The following is a 19,868-nucleotide window of genomic DNA, read 5'->3' as shown; positions in this document are numbered from 1 at the left end:
GTCGGACCCCGCTGTTAACGTCCTGCCATGGACGCCTCGGAAGCCCTGCTCATCCGCATCGAGAACGACCCGGTCGCGGCACAGCACCTCGCCTGGCCCGGTGACTTCGACATCACCCGCCGCGACCCGGTCGAGGACGTGCGCCTGCCCTCGGGCCTCGTGATGCGCCCCATAGCCGGCGACGGCGCCGGCGGCACGTTCTTCCTCTGCGGTGAGCCCGGCGACGCCGGGCGGCCCGTGGTGTACGCGGACTCCGAGGGGCAGGCGGCGCTGATCGGCGCGGACCTGGCGGAAGCGGTCGAGCTGATCGTGTCCTGCCCGATGTGGTGGCGGGAGGTGGACTCGGGACTCCCCCTGGAGGAGCTGGAGGCCGAGGTGCGCGAGGACCACCCGGACCTGGACCGGCAGCGCGAAGAGGTGGCTGCGGCCCTCGGGCTGACGCTCCCTCCGGTCGAGGAGGTCGTCGCCCGGCTGCAGGCGACGGCTGCGCGCACGGCGCCGGACTTCCTGCCGTACGTGGACGACGACGATCACGAGCCGTACGAGCCGCTGTTCCGGCCCTGAGGCCCGGAAGCCCGAAGCCGGCGCGGCCTCAGGCGGTGGTGAGGCGGAAGCTCATCGCGCCGAAGGTGACCTGGTCACCGGGGCGGACGGCCGCGGCACCCATGACGCGGTGGCCGTTGACCCACGTGCCGTTCATCGAACCGAGGTCGCGCAGGACCCACAGCCCGCCCTCGTGGCTGAGCTCGGCGTGGAAACGGGACGTCGAGGAGTGGCTGAGCCGGAAGGTGCACGACAGGTCCCGGCCGATCCGCACCGGGAAGGGCCCGGGGGCGGGCAGCAGCAGGGGCGGCAGCTGCTGGACGGCCCAGGCCTGCCGCATACGGGCGCGGAAGGCCGACGTCTTGGTGACGGCGCGGACGATCGAACCGGTCAGCCGGGCCCAACGTCCCTGTGCGGGCGGCAGGTCGGCGACGAGGGCGGCCAACTCGTCGGAGTGGCGCGCCTTGAGCGCGAGTCCCATGCGGCGCACGAAGGTGTCGTGCGACAGCCGCCCGTCGACGGCCCCCTCACGGAGTACCTCGATGGCGCGCTCGCGTTCGGCGTCCGTGGGACGCGCCGGGTGCGTGGGGAACTCATAGCTCACCTGCGTGATTGTCGGGCCGCGGAGGCCGGGGTGTCCAGAAGGTGCGGCCCGTGCGGCCACGCCGTTAATTGCGTGGACGCCGCGGAGGCTGATGGCTACGGTGGGCACACGCCCTTGACCGAGGAAGGAGGCGGAAGCCATGTGCCTGTTCACCGTTCCGCGCTCCCGCCCCGTTGTCCGCAGGGCGTACTCCGTCTGACCGGGAGCGCTCCGCTCTTCCGTGAGGACTTCTCCTTCATGACCGATCTGGTCTTCCGCCCGCTCGTCGCGGGCGAATCGCACCTCTTCCACTCCCTGACCCCCGAGGACCACGGCCTGGTCGGCCGGTCCCTGATGGGTCACTCCTACGCCATGACCGACGAGGGCGGCGAGTACCGTCCCGACTGGACCTGGGTGGCCCTGCGCGACGGCGTCGTGGTCGCCCGCGCGGCCTGGTGGGCGGCTCCGGCCGACGAGAAGCCGATAGCGCTCGACTGGTTCGACTTCACCGACGCCGACGCGGCCGTACGGCTGCTGCAGACGGCGCCGCTCAAGGCCGAGTACGAGCTGGTGCTGCCCCCCGGCTGGCGGGAGCGGCGCGAGGTCCGCGAGGCCGCCCAGTCCCGCATCGACGCGGCGATCGTCTCCGGCATGGAGCTGCTCGTCGAACGCTACCGCTACGTCTGGACCCCCGAGTGCGGGCTGCCCGAGCGCACCGGACGGCTCGAGTACCGGCCGGAGCCGGACGACGGCGTGATCCTGGACGTACTGAGGCGCATCGGGGTCGGCAGCCTCGACGCGCACACCCGCCGCATGGTGCGGCTGCACGGCCCGGACGCGGCCGCCCGCGAGGAGCTGGAGTTCCTCAACTGGCTGCAGTCGCCCCGCGAGTGGTGGCGCCTGGCGTACACCCCGGAGGGCGAGCTCGCCGGCATCCAGGTGCCGGGGCGCAACCCGGGTGCGTTCTGCGTCGGCTTCATCGGTGTCCTGCCGGAGCAGCGCGGCCACGGCTACGCCTACGACCTGCTGGTCGAGTGCACGAACGACCTGGCCGGACACGGCGCCGAGCGGATCGCCGCCGCCACCGACCAGGGCAACGCGCCGATGGCGGCGCACTTCGCCAAGGCGGGTTATCCGGTCGCCGGGGAGCGCGTCAACCTGGTGTGACCCCCCGGACGGCGGGCAGCATGGTGCCCATGCGCTTCGACGTGTGGGCACCGGACGCCGGTGAGGTGGAGGTACGGGTCGACGGCCGGGCTCACGACATGGAGCGCGACCCCGAACGCCAGGGCTGGTGGTACGCGGACGTGCCCGCCGGGCACGGTACGCGCTACGCCTTCGCGCTGGACGGGGGCCCACCGCGGCCCGACCCCCGCTCCCGGCGGCAGCCGGACGGGCCGGAGGGCCCGAGCGCGGTCGTCGACCACGACCGCTTCGCCTGGGCCCACGAGTGGGCGGGCCGCCCGCTGCCCGGCGCGGTCCTCTACGAGCTGCACGTCGGCACCTTCACCACCGACGGGACCTTCGACGCCGCGGTCCAACACCTTCCGTACCTGGCCGGGTTGGGGATCACCCACATCGAGCTGATGCCGCTCTGCCCGTTCCCCGGCACGCACGGCTGGGGGTACGAGGGCGTGTCGCTGTGGGCCGTGCACGAGCCCTACGGCGGCCCGGACGGGCTCAAGCGCTTCGTGGACGCCGCGCACGGCCACGGGCTCGGGGTGGTGCTGGACGTCGTCCACAACCACCTCGGCCCCTCGGGCAACCACCTGCCCGCCTTCGGGCCGTACTTCACCGACCGCCACCACACCCCGTGGGGCGACGCCGTCAACCTCGACGCCCCCGGCTCCGATGAGGTGCGCGACTTCCTGGTCGGCAGCGCCCTGTCCTGGCTGCGCGACTACCGCCTCGACGGGCTGCGGCTCGACGCCGTCCACGCCCTCGTCGACACCCGCGCGGTGCACCTGCTCGAGGAGCTCTCCACCTCCGTCGACGCCCTGTCGGCCGCGGTCGGCCGCCCGCTCTTCCTGATCGCCGAGTCCGACCGCAACGACCCGCGCACCACCGACCCGCGCGAGGCCGGCGGCCTGGGTGTGCACGCCCAGTGGAACGACGACTTCCACCACGCCCTGCACACCGCCGTCACCGGCGAGGCCCAGGCGTACTACGCGGACTTCGCCGTCTCCCCGGTGACCGCCGTGGCCAAGGCACTGCGCCGGGTCTTCTTCCACGACGGCACCCACTCGAGCTTCCGCGGCCGCGCCCACGGCCGCCCCGTCGACCTGACGACCACCCCGGGCCACCGCTTCCTCGCCTACACCCAGACCCACGACCAGATCGGCAACCGCGCCACCGGTGACCGCCTCGGCGCGAGCGTCCCTGCGGGGCTGCTCGCCGCGTCCGCCGCGCTCGTCCTCACCTCCCCGTACACGCCGATGCTGTTCATGGGCGAGGAGTGGGGCGCCCGCACGCCCTGGCAGTTCTTCACCGACCACGACGACCCCGAGCTCGCCGCCGCCATCACCCGGGGCCGCCGCCGCGAGTTCGCCGAGCACGGCTGGAAGGCCGAGGACATCCCCGACCCCCAGGACCCGGCGACCCGGCTGCGCTCCTGCCTGGACTGGTCAGAACCCGCCCGGGAGCCGCACGCGGAACTGCTGGCCTGGTACCGGCGGCTCATCGCGCTGCGCCACGCCGAGCCCGAGCTGACCGACCCCGCCCTGGACGCCGTCCACGTCACCGTGGGCGAGCACACCCTGCGGCTGGACCGCGGACGCTTCCGGATCGCCGTCAACTTCTCCCCCGAGGAGGCGCTGGTCCCCCTCCACCACCCCGGCCGCGCCGACCCTCCGGGCTACGTCCCGGTCGCCGCCTGGCGTCCCGGACCACCGCCCGCCGACACCGGCTGCCTCCACCTGCCCGGCCACTCGGTCGCCGTGCTCCGTGAGCGCTGATTACCCTGATCGGGTGACGACCGACGACGAGCCCCGCGCGATCTGCGTCCACTGCGGCGACCCGACCGAGTACCCCGACTCGCTGCCGGGCGCGACCCTCTGCCCGGTCTGCGCCTGGCACGAGGCCCAGCGCACGGCCTGCAGCGGCTGAACCGCGCGGCCCGGTGGGGTCAGTCCTCCAGCAGCAGCTTGCGGGCGACCTCGACGTCGAAGGACGCGGGCGGGCACACCGGGTCTATCAGTTCCAGGTGCTCCATCAGCAGCCGCCCGACGGCCCAGTTCCGGTACCACTTGCGGTCGGCGGGGACGACGTACCAGGGCGCGGCCTCCGTGGAGCAGCGTCCGAGCACGTCCTCGTACGCCTGCTGGTAGGAGGGCCACATCGCCCGGTCCTCCAGGTCGCCGGGGCCGAACTTCCAGTGTTTGCAGGGGTTGTCCAGCCGTTCCAGCAGGCGGGTGCGCTGCTCCTCGCGGCTGATGTGCAGGAAGACCTTGACGACGCTGACGCCGTCGTCGGCGAGCGAGGCCTCGAAGGAGTTGATGGTCTCGCAGCGCTCCTCCCACACCGAGCGCGGCGCCCGGCCCCTGACCCGCGGCACGAGGACGTCCTCGTAGTGGGAGCGGTCGAAGACCCCTATCCGCCCGCGACCGGGCAGGGCCCGCTCGACGCGCCACAGGAAGTGGTGGGCCTGTTCCTCCGCCGTCGGGGCCTTGAAGGCGGTGATGCGGCACCCCGCGGGGTCGAGCAGGCTCGCGAGGTGCCGTACGGCGCCGCCCTTGCCCGAGGTGTCCATGCCCTGGAGCAGGACGAGGACCGAACGCGGGTCGCCCGCCGTGCTCTGTGCGAAGAGCCGCTCCTGCAGCGCCGTGATCCGGCCGCGTGCGTACGGCACGCACGCCAGCGCCTCGGCCTTGCCGGCCGGGCCGCCCGGCGTGGCGCGGGGGTCGTACGACCGCAGCCGCACGGGGCCGCCGCCCGACGGGACCCGCAGCTTCGCGCGCAGCCCGGGCCTGGTTCCGGATGCGGTGTCCGGGCTCCTCTTCGTCACCGCGCCTCCCTCCGGGGGACCCTCCCCGCTCCCCGCGGGCTCCGGTCCGGTGATCCGATGGTGCGCCGGATCCCCCGGCGCCGCCAACGCGTCCGGGAGCCACGGGTGTCACGGCCCGGGCGCCGCGCGCACCGCCGGGAGCGGAGCTCAGGCGTCCGGGGTGGCGAGCCGCTCGGCGTCGCGGGCGAGGGCGGTGAGGCGGGAGATGGCCCGGAAGTACTTCTTGCGGTAGCCGCCGGCGAGCATCTCCTCGCTGAAGATGCCGTCGAAGGGCCGGCCGGAGGCCATGACGGGGACCTCGCGGTCGTAGAGCCGGTCGGCCAGGACGACCAGGCGCAGCGCGGTGGCCTGGTCCTCCACGGGACCGACGCCGCGCAGGAAGACCGCCTCGACGCCGTCGCAGAGCGCGCCGTAGCGGCTGGGGTGGACCCGGGCGAGGTGGGCGAGGAGGGCGCCGAAGTCGTCCAGGGAGGCGCCCGGGGTGCGGCCCGCGGCAGCGGTGACCTGCTCGTCGGTGTACGGCGCGGGGGCCTCGGGAAGGCCGCGGTGGCGGTAGTCCTCGCCGTCGATGCGCAGCGACCGGAAGCGGGCGGACAGGCCCTGGATCTCGCGCATGAAGTCGGCGGCCGCGAACCGGCCCTCGCCGAGCTTGCCGGGCAGGGTGTTGGAGGTCGCGGCGAGCTTCACCCCGGCGTCGGCCAGCTTGCCCAGCAGGGTCGAGACGAGCACGGTGTCGCCGGGGTCGTCGAGTTCGAACTCGTCGATGCAGACCACCCGGTGCCCGCTGAGCGCCTGCACGGCCTGCTGGAAGCCGAGGGCGCCGACGAGGTTGGTCAGCTCCACGAAGGTGCCGAAGGCCTTCTGCTCGCGCGGCGCGGGCGTGGCGTGCCACAGCGAGGCGAGCAGGTGGGTCTTGCCCACGCCGTAGCCGCCGTCGAGGTAGACCCCGCCGGGTCCGGCCGGGGCGGCGGGTGCGGCCTGACGCCGGAACCAGCGCTTGCGCCCGCCGTCGGCGGGGGCGCCCAGCCCCTCCGCGAAGGCCCGCAGCGTGCCGACGGCCTGGGCCTGGCTCGGCTGCTTCGGGTCCGGGAGGTAGGTGTCGAACCGTACGGAGTCGAAGCGCGGCGGCGGCACCATCTCGGCCACCAGCCGGTCCGCCGGGACGTGCGGCTCGCGTCCGCTCAGCGAGACGGGCGGCGTCCCGCCGGGTATCGGGCTGGATGCTTGCGCGGCGGCGAAGGACGAGGACACAGCACTCCAGCCTAGTGCCTCGCCGGTGGTCCTCCCGCCGCCGTGTGGCCGACCCCACTGCGTGGGGGGCGTGGAAGACTGCAGCCATGCGCCGCCTCTTCCCCGCCCCCGCGACCGCTGCCGCACCGGCACCCGCCGAGACCCTGGACACGCCGGAGGCGCTGGCCGACGCCTACGCATACCCGGAACCGGCAGGCGGGGAGCCTTGGCTGCGGGCGAACATGGTGTCGTCGCTGGACGGCGCGGCCCGGCACGACGGACGCTCCCAGCCGCTCTCCTCGGACGCCGACATGCGGGTGTTCGGGGTGCTGCGGGCCCTGGCCGACGTGGTGGTCGTCGGCGCGGAGACGGTGCGGCAGGAGGGCTACCGCCCGGCCCGCGCCCGGGAGGCCTTCGCGGCCCGCAGGGCCGCGGCGGGACAGGGCCCGGCCGCCGCGATCGCCGTGGTGAGCGCCCGGCTCGACCTGGACTTCTCGCTGCCGCTGTTCACCGATCCGCTGGTGCCGACCCTCCTGCTGACCGGCGAGGACGCCCCGGCCGACCGGGTCGCGGCGGCCGGGAAGGCGGGGGCACGGGTCGTCCGGGCCGGCTCGGGCACGGGCGTGGAGCCGGCGCGCGTGGTGCGCGAGCTGGCCGCGCTGGGGCTGCGCCGGATGCTGACCGAGGGCGGGCCCCGGCTGCTCGCCCAGTTCGCCGCCGCCGGGGTGGTCGACGAGCTGTGCCTGACGATCGCCCCGCTGCTGACCGCCGGTGACGCCATGCGCATCATGAACGGACCCGGCATCACCGACCCCGTCCGTTACACCCCGGTGTCGATCCTGGAGGAGGACGGCTTCCTGTTCACCCGCTACGTACGCGGCTGACCGGCCCCCCGGTGCGACCGGGACCGGCCACCGGCCGCCCACGCCACCGGCCTCACCCGGATGGCGCCGATTGCCCGCCCCGCACTCGTCCGCGTGCCACGGCCCGGGAACGGATGTCCCCGCGTGCCCGGCGCCCGGACGGGGCAGGATGGTTTCCGTGGCAGGCCCGACGGCCCGCGAGAGAGAAGGACGCGTCCGTGTTCACGACCGTACTCATGATCGAGCAGCCGCTCGTCCCCGCCGATGTGGATCTGGTCACCACGCTCCACGGTGACGAGCCCGTCTCCTTCGTCGTCCTGATGCAGCCACGCGGCGACCAGGACCGGCTGCTGCGGGCCATCGACGACGTCGCCCTCGGCGAACTCGACAAGGCCGTCCACGAGCGCGAGCGCCCCGAGGGCGACAAGGCCCTGATGCCCGCCGAGCGCGCGCTGAGCCACAGCCTGACCGCCCTGCGCGAGGCGGGCTGCGAGGCCGTGGGCGAGGTGGTCGAGCGGCACCCCATCGAGCTGATGAAGTCGGTGGTCGAGCAGACCCACGCCGACGAGGTCATCGTGCTGACCGCCCCGCACCTGGTGGAGGAGTTCTTCCACCGCGACTGGACCTCCCGGGCCCGGCACAAGGTCGGCGTGCCGGTGCTGAAGCTGTTCGCCCACAACGCGGAGGACTGAGCGGACGCCGTGTCCCCGACTGGTGGAAGAATCGGGGACGGCCGACGACCGACCTCGTGAGTTCCAGGGAGCACCTCGCATGAGCCCCACCCTTCCCCCCGGTATGGACCGACCGCACTTCATCGGGATCGGCGGGGCCGGGATGTCGGGCATCGCGAAGATCCTGACCCAGCGCGGCGCCGCCGTCGCGGGCAGCGACGCGAAGGACTCCGACACGGCCGGGGCGCTGCGCGCGCTGGGCGCGACCGTCCACATCGGCCACTCGGCCGCGCACCTCGCGCAGGACGCGACCTGCGTGGTCGTCTCCAGCGCCATCCGTGAGGACAACCCGGAGCTGGTGGCGGCCCGCGGGCGCGGCATCCCGGTGGTGCACCGCTCGGACGCGCTGGCGGCGCTGATGGGGGGCTCGCGCCCGATCGCGGTGGCCGGCACGCACGGCAAGACGACCACCACCTCCATGCTCGCGGTGAGCCTGTCCGCGCTGGGCCTGGACCCGTCGTACGCCATCGGCGGCGACCTGGACGCCCCGGGCTCCAACGCCCACCACGGCACCGGCGAGATCTTCGTGGCGGAGGCGGACGAAAGCGACCGCAGCTTCCAGAAGTACGACCCCGAGGTGGCGATCGTGCTCAACGTGGAGCTCGACCACCACGCGAACTACGCGTCGATGGACGAGATCCACGAGTCGTTCGAGGTCTTCGTCGGCAAGATCGTCCCCGGTGGCACCCTGGTCGTCGGCGAGCACTCCGGCGCGCGGGAGCTGGCCGCCCGGGTGGCGGGCCGCGAGGGGCTGACCATCGTGCGCGTCGGCGAGGACGAGCAGGCCGACGTGCGGATCCTGCGGATCACCCCGCACGGGATGTCCAGCGAGGTCACCGTCCGCCTGGGCGGCGAGGAGCACACCTTCACCGTCTCCGTGCCCGGCCGCCACTACGCCCACAACGCGGTCGCCGCCCTGGCCGCGGGCGTCGCGCTGGGCGTCCCGGCGGAGGGCCTGGCCAAGGCGCTCGGCACCTACACCGGGGTGAAGCGCCGGCTGCAGCTGAAGGGCACCGCCGCGGGCGTCCAGGTGATCGACTCCTACGCGCACCACCCGACCGAGATGACCGCGGACCTGCAGGCCCTGCGCGAGGCGGCGGACGACCGGCGCATCGTCGTGGTCTTCCAGCCCCACCTGTTCAGCCGCACCCAGGAGCTGGGCCGCGAAATGGGCCGGGCCCTCGCGCTCGCCGACGCCTCCGTGGTGCTGGACATCTACCCGGCCCGCGAGGACCCGATCCCCGGCATCACCAGCGACCTGATCATCGACGCGGCCGTCGCGGCGGGCGCCGACGTCACCGCGGAACACGACAAGGAAGCGGTCCCCGAGGTCGTCGCCGGAATGGCCAAGCCCGGTGACCTTGTTCTCACCATGGGCGCGGGCGACGTGACCGATCTCGGTCCGCGCATCCTCGCGCGCCTGGAGAACTGAGGAGAGGGAGGACCATGGCGTACGAAGTCGACAAGTCCGAGGAGCAGTGGCGTCAGGAGCTGACGCCACAGGAGTACGCGGTCCTGCGCCAGGCGGGCACGGAGCGTCCCTTCGTGGGCGAGTACACCGACACCAAGACCCGCGGCGTCTACTCGTGCCGCGCCTGCGGCGCCGAACTGTTCACCTCGGACACCAAGTTCGAGTCGCACTGCGGCTGGCCGTCCTTCTACGACCCGAAGGACAGCAAGGCCGTCGAGCTGATCGAGGACCGCTCGATGGGCATGGTCCGCACCGAGGTCCGCTGCACCCGCTGCGGCTCGCACCTGGGCCACGTCTTCGAGGGCGAGGGCTACGACACCCCGACGGACCAGCGGTACTGCATCAACTCGATCTCGCTGCGGCTGGCCCCCGTGGAGGACTGATCACGAAATCCGACGGCTAGGCCCCTCGCGTGGGGCGGACGCGCCACGCGGGGCGCGTACGTCGACTCCCCGCCCACCGGGTGGCAACGTGGCCCGGCATGGAACACCACGTACGGGCCAGGTTGCTGCTGGCCAGCGCCACCATGCTCTTCGTCGAACTGGCGCTGATCCGGTGGGCGGGCGCGAACGTCGTCCATCTGAGCTACTTCTCCAACTTCATCCTGCTCGGCTCGTTCCTGGGGATCGGGCTGGGCTTCCTGATCGCGGCGGAACGCGGCCGGTGGCTCAAGCGGTGGGCGCCGCTGCCGCTGGCCGTGCTCGTGGTGCTGGTGCGGGAGTTCCCTGTCCAGGTGCGGCAGAGCAGCGGCGACATCATCTACTTCACGGCGGTGAGGACCACCGGGCTGCCGCAGTGGGTGACGCTGCCGGTGCTCTTCCTGCTGGTGGCGTTCGCGATGATGGCGATCGGCAAGATCACCGCCGATCTGTTCCGGCAACTGCCGTCGCTGGAGGCGTACCGGTGGGACCTGCTCGGCTCGCTGACCGGTTCCGTGGCCTTCGCGGGGGTGTCCTGGCTGCGCGCGCCCTCCCTGGTGTGGGGGCTGATCGCCGCTGCGGCGCTGCTGGTCCTCGGCGGCCGGCGGAACACGCTGCGGTACGCGCTGCCGCTGGCGGCGATGGTCCTGGCGCTGCTCTTCGAGTCGCTGGCGCCGGGGGTGTCCTGGTCGCCGTACTACAAGATCGAGCTGACCCGCCCGGAGCCGGGCACCAGTTCCCGGACGTACAAGATCGCCGCCAACGGCGTGCCGCACCAGAGCATCGCGCCGCTGAAGGTGCTGCAGCAGCCCAACTCGCCGTACGAGCAGGCCTACCGGGAGACCCCGGACAATCCGCACCGCAAGGTGCTGGTGATCGGCGCGGGCAACGGCAACGACGTCGCCGTCGCCCTGGCCAACGGCGCGCAGTACGTGGACGCCGTCGAGATCGACCCGCGGCTGCAGGAGATCGGGGCGCAGCTGCACCCCGCGCGGCCGTACGAGAACCCGCGGGTGCACGTCCACATCAACGACGGGCGGGCCTTCCTGGAGCGGACGAAGACGAAGTACGACCTCGTCGTGCTGGCGCTGCCCGACTCGCTGACGCTGGTGTCGGGCGCGAGCAACCTGCGGCTGGAGAGCTACCTCTTCACCAAGCAGGCCTTCGAGTCGGCACGTGACCACCTCGCGCCCGGCGGCGCGTTCGCGATGTACAACTACTACCGCCAGAACTGGCTGATCGACCGCTTCGCGGGAAGCCTGGACCAGGTCTTCGGGCACGCCCCGTGCATGACGGAGTACAGCAAGCGCGCCGCGGTCCTCGTGGCCGGGCTGACGCCGGCCGACCAGACGTGCGGGACGGTCTGGCGGGCCAGCGGGGCGGTGCCGCCGCCCGCGGACGACGACCACCCGTTCCCCTACCTCCTGCACCGCACCGTGCCGAGCCTCTACCTCGGCGCGCTCGGCCTGATCCTGCTGGTCACCGTGATCTCGGTGCGGCTGGCCGGGGTGCGGCTGCGCGGGACGCTGCGCTACGCCGACATGTTCCTGATGGGCGCGGCCTTCCTGCTGCTGGAGACCAAGAACGTCATCGGCTTCGCCCTGTACTTCGGCACCACCTGGCTGGTGAACGCGCTGGTCTTCATCGGGGTGCTGCTGGCGGTGCTGGCCGCCGTCGAGGTGCGGCGCCGCATGCGCCGGCTCAACCAGACGGCCCTGCAGATCCTGCTCTTCGTCACGCTCGCCGTCGGCTGGCTGGTCCCGGCGCAGGCCGTGCTGTCGCTGCCCTTCGCGGCACGGCTGGCGGCGGCCGTCGCGCTCGCCTTCGCGCCGATCTTCTGCGCCAACCTGATCTTCTCCGACCGCCTCGCCCAGGCACCGGACCCGACCGCCGCCTTCGGCGCCAACCTCCTGGGCGCGCTGACCGGCGGCACCCTGGAGTACCTGGCGCTGCTCACCGGCTACCGCGCGCTGCTGATCCTGGTGGCCGTGCTGTACGCCGGGGCCTGCGTCGCGATGCGGCTGTCCGGTGGCGGTGGCCCCGCCGGCGGCGACGGCGCGGGGCAGGGCCGGCAGGACGCCACGGCGCACGGAAACCGGCTGGTGCGCGAGGGTCCCGCTGCAGCACCATGACGGGATGCTGAGCGTCCTGCTGCCCTTCCTCGGTGCCTGCACCCTGATCGCCGCGGCCCCCGGGCCGAGCACGGTGCTGATCATCAGGCACTCCCTGCGCAGCCGCCGGGCCGGCTTCGCGACCGTCCTCGGCAACGAGACCGGTGTGTTCGTCTGGGGGCTGTGCGCCGCCTTCGGCCTCACCGCGCTCCTCGCGGCCTCACAGCTCGCCTACGACGTCGTGCGGGTCGTCGGCGCCGCCGTCCTGATCTGGTTCGGCGTCCAGGCGTTGCGTGCCGCCCGCCGCGGCCCGGATCCCGAGCGGGCCGCGGCAGGTGAGGACGTGACGCTGACGCCGTGGGCGGCCTACCGCGCCGGGCTCGGCATGAACCTGGCCAATCCCAAGGCGGCGGTCTTCGCGATGTCGTTCCTGCCGCAGTTCGTGCCCTCCGGCGCGCCCCAGCTCCCCGCGATGGTGGCGCTCGCGGCGCTGTGGGCGGTCTACGAGGTCGGCTACTACGGGGCGTACGTCTGGTTCGTCGACCGCCTGAGGGCGGTGTTCAGTCGCGCCGCGGTGCGGCGCCGCCTGGAGGCGGTGTCCGGTGGCGTGCTGGTCGCGCTGGGCGTCCGGATGGCCCTGGAGGGCTGAGCGGCCGCGCCCCCGCCCCTCACCCGCGGCGTGCGCTGAGCGTCGCCGCGAGCAGGCCGGCGCCCGCGGCGGCGAGCGCCGCGAGCAGGAGGGGCACCAGCGGGAACGGGACCGCGCCGGTACGGGAACCGGTGACGAGCCCGGTGACCGCCGCGTTGGCGGGCGATCCGGCGGCGACGAGGACCAGGACCGCGGTGAGGGCCGTGACGGGCACCGCCCATCCGGGGCGGAGCAGCACCGGGGGGTTGGTGAGCGCGCCGACGGCGGTGCCGAGCAGCGCGCTCACCAGGGCGGCCAGGAGACCGGCCACGGCCGCCGGGACCACCGGGATGGCCTTGAGGTGGTCCGTGGTGCGGGGGTCGGCGATGCCGAGGACCACGGCGGTGCCCGCGGTGCCCAGCACCACCGAGCACAGCAGCGCCGCCAGGACGCCCGCTGTGTGGGCCCGCCCCGGCCCGGCGGCGGCCGCCACGCAGGCGCGGGCGGCCGGCGGCTCGGCCGTCACGCTGACCCGCACCAGCCAGGCCGCGGCCGGGAGCAGCGCGGCGGCGCTCCAGCCGAGGGAGTCCAGCAGCGGCTGCGGTCCCCCGGCCAGCCCGATCCCCATGACGGCGACGTGGAGCAGCAGCGGCGGCAGCCAGCGGAAGGACCGCAGGAGCACGGCGGTCCGGTAGCGCAGCAGGGCGGTCATGAGGACTCCGTGGACGGCTGCGCGGGCGGCTCCGCGGGGCGGACCGCCCGGATGTGCCAGGGCGGCGTGGCGGTAAGGAGCCGCCGCAGGACGGCGTCGGACCCGGCGGCCGGGACGGTCACCCGGAGCGTGCCGGGCGCGGCGGGCTCGTACGCGAGCCCGGCCGGCGGCTGCCCGCCGCCGGTGGCCTCGATGACGACGCGCGGCCCGGCGGCGGCGTCCAGGGGCACCGGCACGAGCCGGGCGCCCTCGACGCGGTGGACCTCCGTGATGTCGCCGGCCAGCCGGCGCGGGTCGTGGTCGACGAGGACGACCGTGCCGCCGGCGGCGCTGCGGGCGCGCACGGCGTCGTCCAGGACGGTGCGCGCGTCCCGGTCGAGCCCCGTCCACGCCTCGTCGAGGACGAGGAGTTCCGGCTCGGCCACCAGCGCCTGGGCCACCGCGACCTTCTGGCAGGTGCCCTTGGACAGCTCGGCGAGCGGGGTCCGGGCGTACCCGGCGATGCCGAAGCACTCCAGCCACTGCTCGGCCCGCCGGGCGGCGGTGCGGCTGCCGAGCCCGTGCACCCGCCCCAGGTGCACGAGGTAGCCGTGCGCGTCGAAGGGCAGTGCCGGCGGGAACCGCTCGGGCACGTACGCGGTGCGCGGGCGACCGCTGACCCGGCCCGTGGTGGGGCGGTCGATGCCGGCGAGGATCCGCAGGACCGTGGACTTGCCGCTGCCGTTCGCCCCCTCGACGCGCAGCACCCGTCCCCCGGGCACGTCGAGATCGACGCCGCGCAGCACCCAGGGCCCGCGCGCCCCGTACCGGCGGCCGACCGCCTCCAGCCGCACGTCAGTTGGACGGCTGGTGGGGCTGGGACTCGCTCGGCCGGACGATGACGAAGCCCTCCCCCTGCAGCATCAGCTGCACCGCCTCGCCGGAGCCGCCGCGCAGCATCGAGCCGAAGCTCTGCGAACGGTGCAGGGAGGTCTGCAGCTGGGCGCTCCAGCCGACGACCGCGTCGGTGTCGACGTACACCGGGGCCTGCGGGGTGACCGGGATGACGATCGGGTTGCCCTCGCACATCACGCCGAGCCGGCCGTGCCCGGTGAAGACGCTGTTGAACAGGCCGCCGCCGGCCATGCCCGCGCCCTTCACGACCTTTATCTCGTAGGAGAGGGTCGAGTCGAAGACCAGCACGTTGCGGCCGTTGATGGTGAGGCTGTCGCCGGGGTCGAGGTCGATGACGAAGCAGTTGGCGGCCTCGTGCGCGAACCAGGCCTCGCCCTGGCCGCGCACCGACATCAGCGGCAGGCCCTCACCGGTGAAGGCGCGCTTGAGGAACTTGCCGACGCCCTGCCCCTTCACCTCGAACTGCAGGTTGCCCCGGAAGGCGATCATCGAGCCCTGGCGCGCCAGGCACTCGCCGTTCACCGCGTACTTGATCGACTTGGCGTTCTGGAGGGTCATGCCGGGCTCGGTGGCCGGCTGCGCCGTGTTCTCGGTCGCGAAGAGGTCGCTGTGCACCCCGGCATCCTGGCCCGGAGGGATCGGCTCCGACAAGCTCTTGCGGGGCGGGTGGCAGACTGTCGAGGTGACAACCGATCCTCGCGACGCCGCTCCCCAGTTCGTCCTCCCCCTGGTCGTCCGCATCGAGCGGACCGCCCCGCCGGCGCGGACCGACGCGCTGGAGACGGCCGCCCGTGCCGTGCTCCTGCTGCGCTCCGACGAGCGCGCCACCGCCGCGGACGGGGAGTGGGCCGGGGCGGTACGGGGCTGGGAGGACGCCCGCATCCGCAAGGTCGTACGGCGGGCGCGCGGCGCCGAGTGGCAGCGGGCCGAGGCGCTGCCCGGCATCACGGTCACCGGCAAGTCCGCCGAGGTCCGCGTCTTCCCGCCGGTTCCGCTGGACGGCTGGCCCAAGGACCTGGCGCGGCTGCAGGTGTCCGGGACGGAACTGGAGGACCCGGAGCCGCCCGCCGGGCCGGAGACCGGGACGCCGGTGCTCTGGCTCAACCCCGGGGTGCAGATGTCGGCCGGCAAGACCATGGCGCAGGCCGGGCACGGCGCCCAGCTCGCCTGGCTCGCACTGCCCCCCGCCGAGCGCGCGCAGTGGCGCGAGGCCGGTTTCCCGCTGGCCGTGCGCACGGCGCCGCAGGCCGGCTGGGAGACGCTCACCGCCTCCGGGCTGCCCGTGGTGCGGGACGCCGGGTTCACCGAGATCGCCCCGGGGTCGTGCACCGTCGTGGCGGACCACCCGGCGCTGCGCCGCTGAGGCCCCAAGCTCAAATCAAGCTCTGAAACCCGCCCCCGCGGGGTTCACCCGCCGTGCGCGGGGCCAGAACCCCGGCAGGAGGAAGGGGGGCGCATGGAGCACTCGTATCTGGGCACGGGCATCGGCTGGCGGCCGGAGATCGCGGCGGCGGTCGAGGCGCTGGCGGAGGCCGGCCGTGTCGACTGGGTCGAGGCGGTCGCCGAGAACGTCTGCCCGGGTCATCTCCCCGACTCCCTGCTGCGGCTGCGCGAGCGCGGTGTCACAGTCGTCCCGCACGGTGTCTCGCTCGGCCTCGGGGGCGCCGAGCGGCCCGGCGCGGACCGGCTGACCGCGCTCGCGCAGCGCGCGCAGGCGCTGGGCGCCCCGCTGGTCACCGAGCACATCGCCTTCGTGCGCGGCGGCGGGGAGCTGACGGGCTCGGCGCACCTGGAGGCGGGGCACCTGCTGCCCGTGCCGCGGACCCGGGACGCGCTGGACGTCCTGTGCGAGAACGTGCGCATCGCGCAGGACGCGCTGCCGGTGCCGCTCGCGCTGGAGAACATCGCGGCGCTGGTGGCCTGGCCGGACGAGGAGATGAGCGAGGGGGCCTTCCTCGCCGAGCTCGTCGAGCGGACCGGGGTACGCCTGCTGATCGACGTCGCCAACCTGCACACCAACCACGTCAACCGCGGCGAGGACCCCCTCGCCGCACTCGACGCGCTGCCGGTGCACGCCATCGCCTACGTCCACGTGGCGGGCGGTGTCGAGAAGGACGGCGTGTGGCACGACAGCCACGCGCACCCCGTCCCCGAGGCCGTCCTGGACGTGCTGGCGGCGCTGTACGAGCGGGCCTGCCCGCCCGGCGTGCTGCTGGAGCGCGACGACGACTTCCCCGCCGGCGGCGAACTGGCCCGCGAACTGGCCGCGATACGCCGCGTGGTGGACGCGGGCACGGGCGGGCGGGCGGACGTGCCGCCGGCCGTGCCCGCAGGGGTCGCCGCGGCGCCCGGGGCGGCCCGTCAGCGCCTCGCGCTGCGCCAGACCGCGCTGTTGTCGGCTCTCGTGGCCGGGACGCCGGTGCCGGAGGGCTTCGACCGGACCCGGATCGGTGTGCAGAGCCGCGCGCTGGCCGCCAAGCGCGCCGGCATCGTCGCCAAGGTGGCGCCGGAGCTGCCGGAGATCCTGGGGGCCGCGTACCGGCCGCAGTTCCTGCGCTACGCCGCGCTGCGGCCGCTCGACGGGGGCTACCGCCACGACGCCATGGCCTTCGCCGCGTACGTCCTCGACGGGGACGGCCCGCACGACCCCGCGGTCACCAGGCGGCTGGCCGCGTGGTGGCGCGAACGCTCGGGTCCGGCACCGCTCGCGGCCTGGCGGCAGCGTCTGCGCGGAAGGGTTTTCCCGGCGCCGCGACAGCCCTCACACGTATTCATACGTATGCGGGACACGCTCCGTTCAAAGCTGCCATAATCTTTTTCCAAGGGCCTCCGACCTGCGGCGGGAATGGCGGCGGAGCCCATCGAGCGCGAAAAGGCAACAACGTACCAAGGACCGGGCCCGGATTCCTGGAATTCGCGAATACGTGACTGTTCCTCGCCTTGGACGCTTCAAACGCACTAACGTGCGGTCCCATGCGATCCACCCGTTACGCCACCGGACTCAGCCTCGTGGTCGGGGCTCTCGTGGTCACCCTCGCCGCGCTGGCCTACCCCGTCATGTCCGGGCTGAACAGCCCCGCCGTGACCGCGGCCGGCGCCCAGACCGTGTCCACGCAGTACGGTCCGCTCACCCAGCTGGACCGCACCTTCGTCACCAAGGTCCGGCTGGCCGGCCTGTGGGAGTTCCCCGCCGGGCAGATGGCCCTGCAGAAGGGGACGACGCCTGCGGTCAAGCGCGCGGGGCAGCACCTGATCGACGGGCACACGAACCTCGACTCGACGTGCCGCACGATCGCGCCCCAATTGGGCATCACTCTGCCCAACCAGCCCACAGCACAGCAAATGGGCTTTCTGGCCACCATGTCCGCGGCGACCGGACCGGATTTCGACCAGAAGTTCGCGAATATCCTGAGGCTCGCCCACGGCCAGGTGTTCTCGGTCGTGGCCCAGGTACGCGCCACCACCCGCAATTCGCTGGTGCGCGAACTGGCGGACCAGGCGAACGCGACGGTGCTCGACCACATCACCGTCCTGGAGAAGACCGGACTGGTCAACTTCGACCAGGTCGCCGTGGACACGACCGCCAGCCCCACCAACCCCGGTGCGGCGGTGCCGGTCTCCCCCGCTCCCGGTGAGCCGACCTTCATCGTCACCCCGTCCCCGACGTACTCACTTCCCCCAGCGGCTTCGTCCCCCCAGCCGTCGCAGTAGAAATGAGCGATCCGATGCCCACACGACAACACATGAACCACCGGCGCAGGTTGAGCACCAAGCAACTCGTGCTGATAGCCGTGCTGGCACTGCTCGGCTCCGGCGGCACCTTCGCCCTGGTCACCGGTTCGGCCTCGGCCCACTGGCGGTCCAACTCCGGTCACTCGGGCGGCTGGCAGAGCCCCAGCCCGGGGAACAGCACCAAGGCGGACAACGGGGGCCAGAACAACGGCGGCCAGAACGGCTCCGCGGCCCCCTCGGCGTCCGCCTCGGCCTCGGCCTCTGCGTCCGCGCCCGCCGGCGGCGGCACGCAGACCAACGGCCCCGCCCCCGAGGACTTCGCCGACATCCGCTCCGTCCAGCCCAACGTCCAGCGGGCGGCGAACCAGCGGGGCGCCTCGCGCGGCACGTTCACGGCGCGCTGCGGCCGCAACGAGAACAAGCACCACAACCCCGACAACTTCATCGTGGCCCCCGGCGTCGCCAACGGCGCGCACCACGTCCACGACTACGTCGGCAACCTGAGCACCGACGGCTTCTCGACCAACGAGTCCCTGGCCGCGGCCGGCACCACCTGCGCCCGCGGGGACAAGTCGGCGTACTTCTGGCCGGTGCTGCGCACCCGCTCCGCCAACGACGCGCCGGACGCCGACGGCAACACCGGCACCATCCTGCAGGCCACCTCGGTGCAGCTGCTCTTCGGGGGCAACCCGAGGGCCAAGGTGGTGGCGATGCCGTCCACGCTGCGGATCATCATGGGTGACGCCAAGTCCTTCACCAACGGCGTCGCCAACGCCAAGGCGTCGTGGAGCTGCACCGGCTTCGAGAACCGCCAGCTCACCGACAAGTACCCGCTGTGCCCGCAGGGCAGCCGGGTGGTCCGCACGCTGAACTTCCCCAGCTGCTGGGACGGGACCAACGTCGACAGCGCCAACCACCGCACGCACATCGTCTTCCCCGACGGTGCCGGGCAGTGCCAGGCCGGTTTCAAGGCCGTGCCCCAGTTGAAGATGCGGCTCACCTACAAGGTCCCGCAGGGCCCGAACTACGCGCTCGACAGCTTCCCCGAGCAGCTGCACAAGCCGGTCACGGACCACGCGGACTTCGCCAACTTCATGCCGACCCGCCTGATGAACCAGGTCGTCAGCTGCATCAACGGCAACCGCAACTGCGGCTGACGCGGTAGCCCGCGCCGCCCCCGATTCGGGAAACCGCGGGCGGACCCCCACGGGGGTCGGCTACAACTCCCCCATGTGGATGCTCTTCCTCCTCGTGGCCTGGGCCGCGGCGATCGCCTCCTGCACACGCCTGTGCAGGGCGGCGGTCGCCGCGGCCGATCTGCCTGACGGGGCCGCCGCACCGGCCGCCGACCATGCGCTCGGGCTCTACGAGATGGCCTTCCTGTCCGGCGGACCGCGCCGGGTCACCGAACTGGCGATGGTCACGATGGGGCGCGAACGGCGTCTGCTGCTCGCCAGGACGGGATGGGCGACCGTCGTCGACCCGGACGGCCGGGACGCCATCGAGCGCTCCCTGATCGCCGCCACCGGCCCCGAGGGTCAGGCCCCCGTCCCCGCGATACGCACGGCGCACGCGACCTCCGACGGGGTCCGCGCCCTGGCGCAGGGCCTCGCCGACGCGGGGCTCGCGGTGCCTCCCGCGGCCCGGGAGTCGATCTCCACCGGCATCCGCGAGGTCCGCGCGGCCTCCGCCCTCATCCTGGCCATGCTGGCCGCCGCGACGACCCTCAGCCCCGCTGGCCGGTCCCTGCTGCCGTGGTTCGCGCTCCCGCTGCTGGTCACCCTGGGCTGCCTGGCCATCGCGCGCTTCGAGATCCACCCCTACACCCACTGGGCCGCCCGCGCGGGCCGCGAGCTGCTGCGTGCCGTCGACGTCCCCGACGGCCCGGCCCCCGACGACCGCCGGCAGCTCCTCACCGCCGTCGCCGTCCGGGGCCCCTCCGCCCTCC

General features: G+C 73.6%; 21 protein-coding genes. 15 read left to right on the top strand and 6 right to left on the bottom strand.

Annotation, left to right across the window (positions count from 1 at the left end):
• The first annotated feature begins 27 nt into the window (after nucleotides 1–27).
• Nucleotides 28–564, top strand: a complete 537-nt coding sequence (locus tag PV341_RS18860; protein WP_500358447.1) for a hypothetical protein — start codon at nucleotides 28–30, stop codon at nucleotides 562–564.
• Nucleotides 565–592: 28 nt separating this feature from the next.
• On the opposite strand, the gene PV341_RS18855 is transcribed toward PV341_RS18860, so the two are convergent.
• Complete coding sequence (locus tag PV341_RS18855) at nucleotides 593–1,147, bottom strand: FHA domain-containing protein (RefSeq protein ID WP_499514617.1); 555 nt, start codon at nucleotides 1,145–1,147, stop codon at nucleotides 593–595.
• Between the two features lie 237 nt (nucleotides 1,148–1,384).
• On the opposite strand from PV341_RS18855, the gene PV341_RS18850 reads away from it, so the two are divergent.
• From PV341_RS18850 to PV341_RS18840, 3 genes are read left to right on the top strand one after another with little or no spacing between them, the layout of a single operon-like run.
• Nucleotides 1,385–2,293 carry a GNAT family N-acetyltransferase gene (locus tag PV341_RS18850; protein ID WP_500358445.1) on the top strand — a complete coding sequence of 303 codons (909 nt, stop codon included), beginning with the start codon at nucleotides 1,385–1,387 and terminating at the stop codon, nucleotides 2,291–2,293.
• Nucleotides 2,294–2,322: 29 nt separating this feature from the next.
• Nucleotides 2,323–4,080 carry a malto-oligosyltrehalose trehalohydrolase gene (treZ, locus tag PV341_RS18845; protein ID WP_500321790.1) on the top strand — a complete coding sequence of 586 codons (1,758 nt, stop codon included), beginning with the start codon at nucleotides 2,323–2,325 and terminating at the stop codon, nucleotides 4,078–4,080.
• 13 nt (nucleotides 4,081–4,093) lie between these two features.
• Entirely contained in the window at nucleotides 4,094–4,231 is a 138-nt protein-coding gene (locus tag PV341_RS18840) for a hypothetical protein (protein WP_500358458.1), read from the top strand.
• 19 nt (nucleotides 4,232–4,250) lie between these two features.
• Here PV341_RS18840 and PV341_RS18835 read toward each other — a convergent pair whose 3' ends face one another.
• The gene (locus tag PV341_RS18835; RefSeq protein WP_500321792.1) at nucleotides 4,251–5,129 is read right to left on the bottom strand and encodes a PPK2 family polyphosphate kinase; all 879 of its coding nucleotides are present in this window, start codon (nucleotides 5,127–5,129) and stop codon (nucleotides 4,251–4,253) included.
• A gap of 147 nt (nucleotides 5,130–5,276) precedes the next feature.
• Entirely contained in the window at nucleotides 5,277–6,380 is a 1,104-nt protein-coding gene (gene zapE / locus PV341_RS18830) for a cell division protein ZapE (protein WP_500321794.1), read from the bottom strand.
• Nucleotides 6,381–6,466: 86 nt separating this feature from the next.
• Between zapE and PV341_RS18825 the strand changes: the two genes are divergently transcribed.
• The 6 genes from PV341_RS18825 (at nucleotide 6,467) to PV341_RS18800 (ending at nucleotide 12,603) form a co-directional block, all read left to right on the top strand.
• Complete coding sequence (locus tag PV341_RS18825; protein WP_500321796.1) at nucleotides 6,467–7,243, top strand: pyrimidine reductase family protein; 777 nt, start codon at nucleotides 6,467–6,469, stop codon at nucleotides 7,241–7,243.
• 197 nt (nucleotides 7,244–7,440) lie between these two features.
• Nucleotides 7,441–7,914 (top strand): indole-3-glycerol phosphate synthase, encoded by a 474-nt coding sequence (locus PV341_RS18820; protein ID WP_500321798.1) that lies wholly within the window; start codon nucleotides 7,441–7,443, stop codon nucleotides 7,912–7,914.
• 79 nt (nucleotides 7,915–7,993) lie between these two features.
• Nucleotides 7,994–9,385, top strand: a complete 1,392-nt coding sequence (gene murC / locus PV341_RS18815; RefSeq protein WP_500321799.1) for a UDP-N-acetylmuramate--L-alanine ligase — start codon at nucleotides 7,994–7,996, stop codon at nucleotides 9,383–9,385.
• Between the two features lie 14 nt (nucleotides 9,386–9,399).
• On the top strand, nucleotides 9,400–9,807 hold the full coding sequence (gene msrB / locus PV341_RS18810; protein WP_499514609.1) for a peptide-methionine (R)-S-oxide reductase: 408 nt from the start codon (nucleotides 9,400–9,402) through the stop codon (nucleotides 9,805–9,807).
• A 98-nt stretch (nucleotides 9,808–9,905) separates the two neighbouring features.
• Nucleotides 9,906–11,975, top strand: a complete 2,070-nt coding sequence (locus PV341_RS18805; protein ID WP_500321801.1) for a spermidine synthase — start codon at nucleotides 9,906–9,908, stop codon at nucleotides 11,973–11,975.
• 4 nt (nucleotides 11,976–11,979) lie between these two features.
• Nucleotides 11,980–12,603, top strand: a complete 624-nt coding sequence (locus PV341_RS18800; RefSeq protein ID WP_500321802.1) for a LysE family translocator — start codon at nucleotides 11,980–11,982, stop codon at nucleotides 12,601–12,603.
• A gap of 19 nt (nucleotides 12,604–12,622) precedes the next feature.
• On the opposite strand, the gene PV341_RS18795 is transcribed toward PV341_RS18800, so the two are convergent.
• From PV341_RS18795 to PV341_RS18785, 3 genes are read right to left on the bottom strand one after another with little or no spacing between them, the layout of a single operon-like run.
• Nucleotides 12,623–13,294, bottom strand: a complete 672-nt coding sequence (locus PV341_RS18795; protein ID WP_500321804.1) for an ABC transporter — start codon at nucleotides 13,292–13,294, stop codon at nucleotides 12,623–12,625.
• Nucleotides 13,291–14,127 carry an ABC transporter ATP-binding protein gene (locus PV341_RS18790; protein ID WP_500321805.1) on the bottom strand — a complete coding sequence of 279 codons (837 nt, stop codon included), beginning with the start codon at nucleotides 14,125–14,127 and terminating at the stop codon, nucleotides 13,291–13,293. Before PV341_RS18790 ends, PV341_RS18795 begins: the two co-directional genes overlap by 4 nt.
• 1 nt (nucleotide 14,128) lies before the next feature.
• Nucleotides 14,129–14,803, bottom strand: a complete 675-nt coding sequence (locus PV341_RS18785) for an AIM24 family protein (RefSeq protein ID WP_500321806.1) — start codon at nucleotides 14,801–14,803, stop codon at nucleotides 14,129–14,131.
• On the opposite strand from PV341_RS18785, the gene PV341_RS18780 reads away from it, so the two are divergent.
• The 5 genes from PV341_RS18780 to PV341_RS18760 form a co-directional block, all read left to right on the top strand.
• Complete coding sequence (locus PV341_RS18780) at nucleotides 14,745–15,551, top strand: aminoacyl-tRNA hydrolase (RefSeq protein ID WP_500321807.1); 807 nt, start codon at nucleotides 14,745–14,747, stop codon at nucleotides 15,549–15,551. The two genes, PV341_RS18785 and PV341_RS18780, sit on opposite strands and share 59 nt — an antisense overlap.
• A gap of 93 nt (nucleotides 15,552–15,644) precedes the next feature.
• Entirely contained in the window at nucleotides 15,645–17,000 is a 1,356-nt protein-coding gene (locus PV341_RS18775; RefSeq protein WP_500358443.1) for an MbnB/TglH/ChrH family RiPP precursor modification enzyme, read from the top strand.
• Nucleotides 17,001–17,161: 161 nt separating this feature from the next.
• Nucleotides 17,162–17,899 carry a DUF4142 domain-containing protein gene (locus tag PV341_RS18770; RefSeq protein ID WP_500321809.1) on the top strand — a complete coding sequence of 246 codons (738 nt, stop codon included), beginning with the start codon at nucleotides 17,162–17,164 and terminating at the stop codon, nucleotides 17,897–17,899.
• Nucleotides 17,900–17,913: 14 nt separating this feature from the next.
• The gene (locus PV341_RS18765) at nucleotides 17,914–19,077 is read left to right on the top strand and encodes a DUF1996 domain-containing protein (protein ID WP_500321810.1); all 1,164 of its coding nucleotides are present in this window, start codon (nucleotides 17,914–17,916) and stop codon (nucleotides 19,075–19,077) included.
• A 73-nt stretch (nucleotides 19,078–19,150) separates the two neighbouring features.
• A partial coding sequence (locus tag PV341_RS18760; protein WP_500358441.1) for a TIGR04222 domain-containing membrane protein occupies nucleotides 19,151–19,868 on the top strand: 718 nt, incomplete at its 3' end.

Origin of the sequence: Streptomyces sp. PA03-1a (assembly GCF_033792805.1) — a bacterium.
GTDB lineage: Bacteria > Actinomycetota > Actinomycetes > Streptomycetales > Streptomycetaceae > Actinacidiphila.
This window is presented reverse-complemented; position numbering and strand designations above follow the sequence as displayed.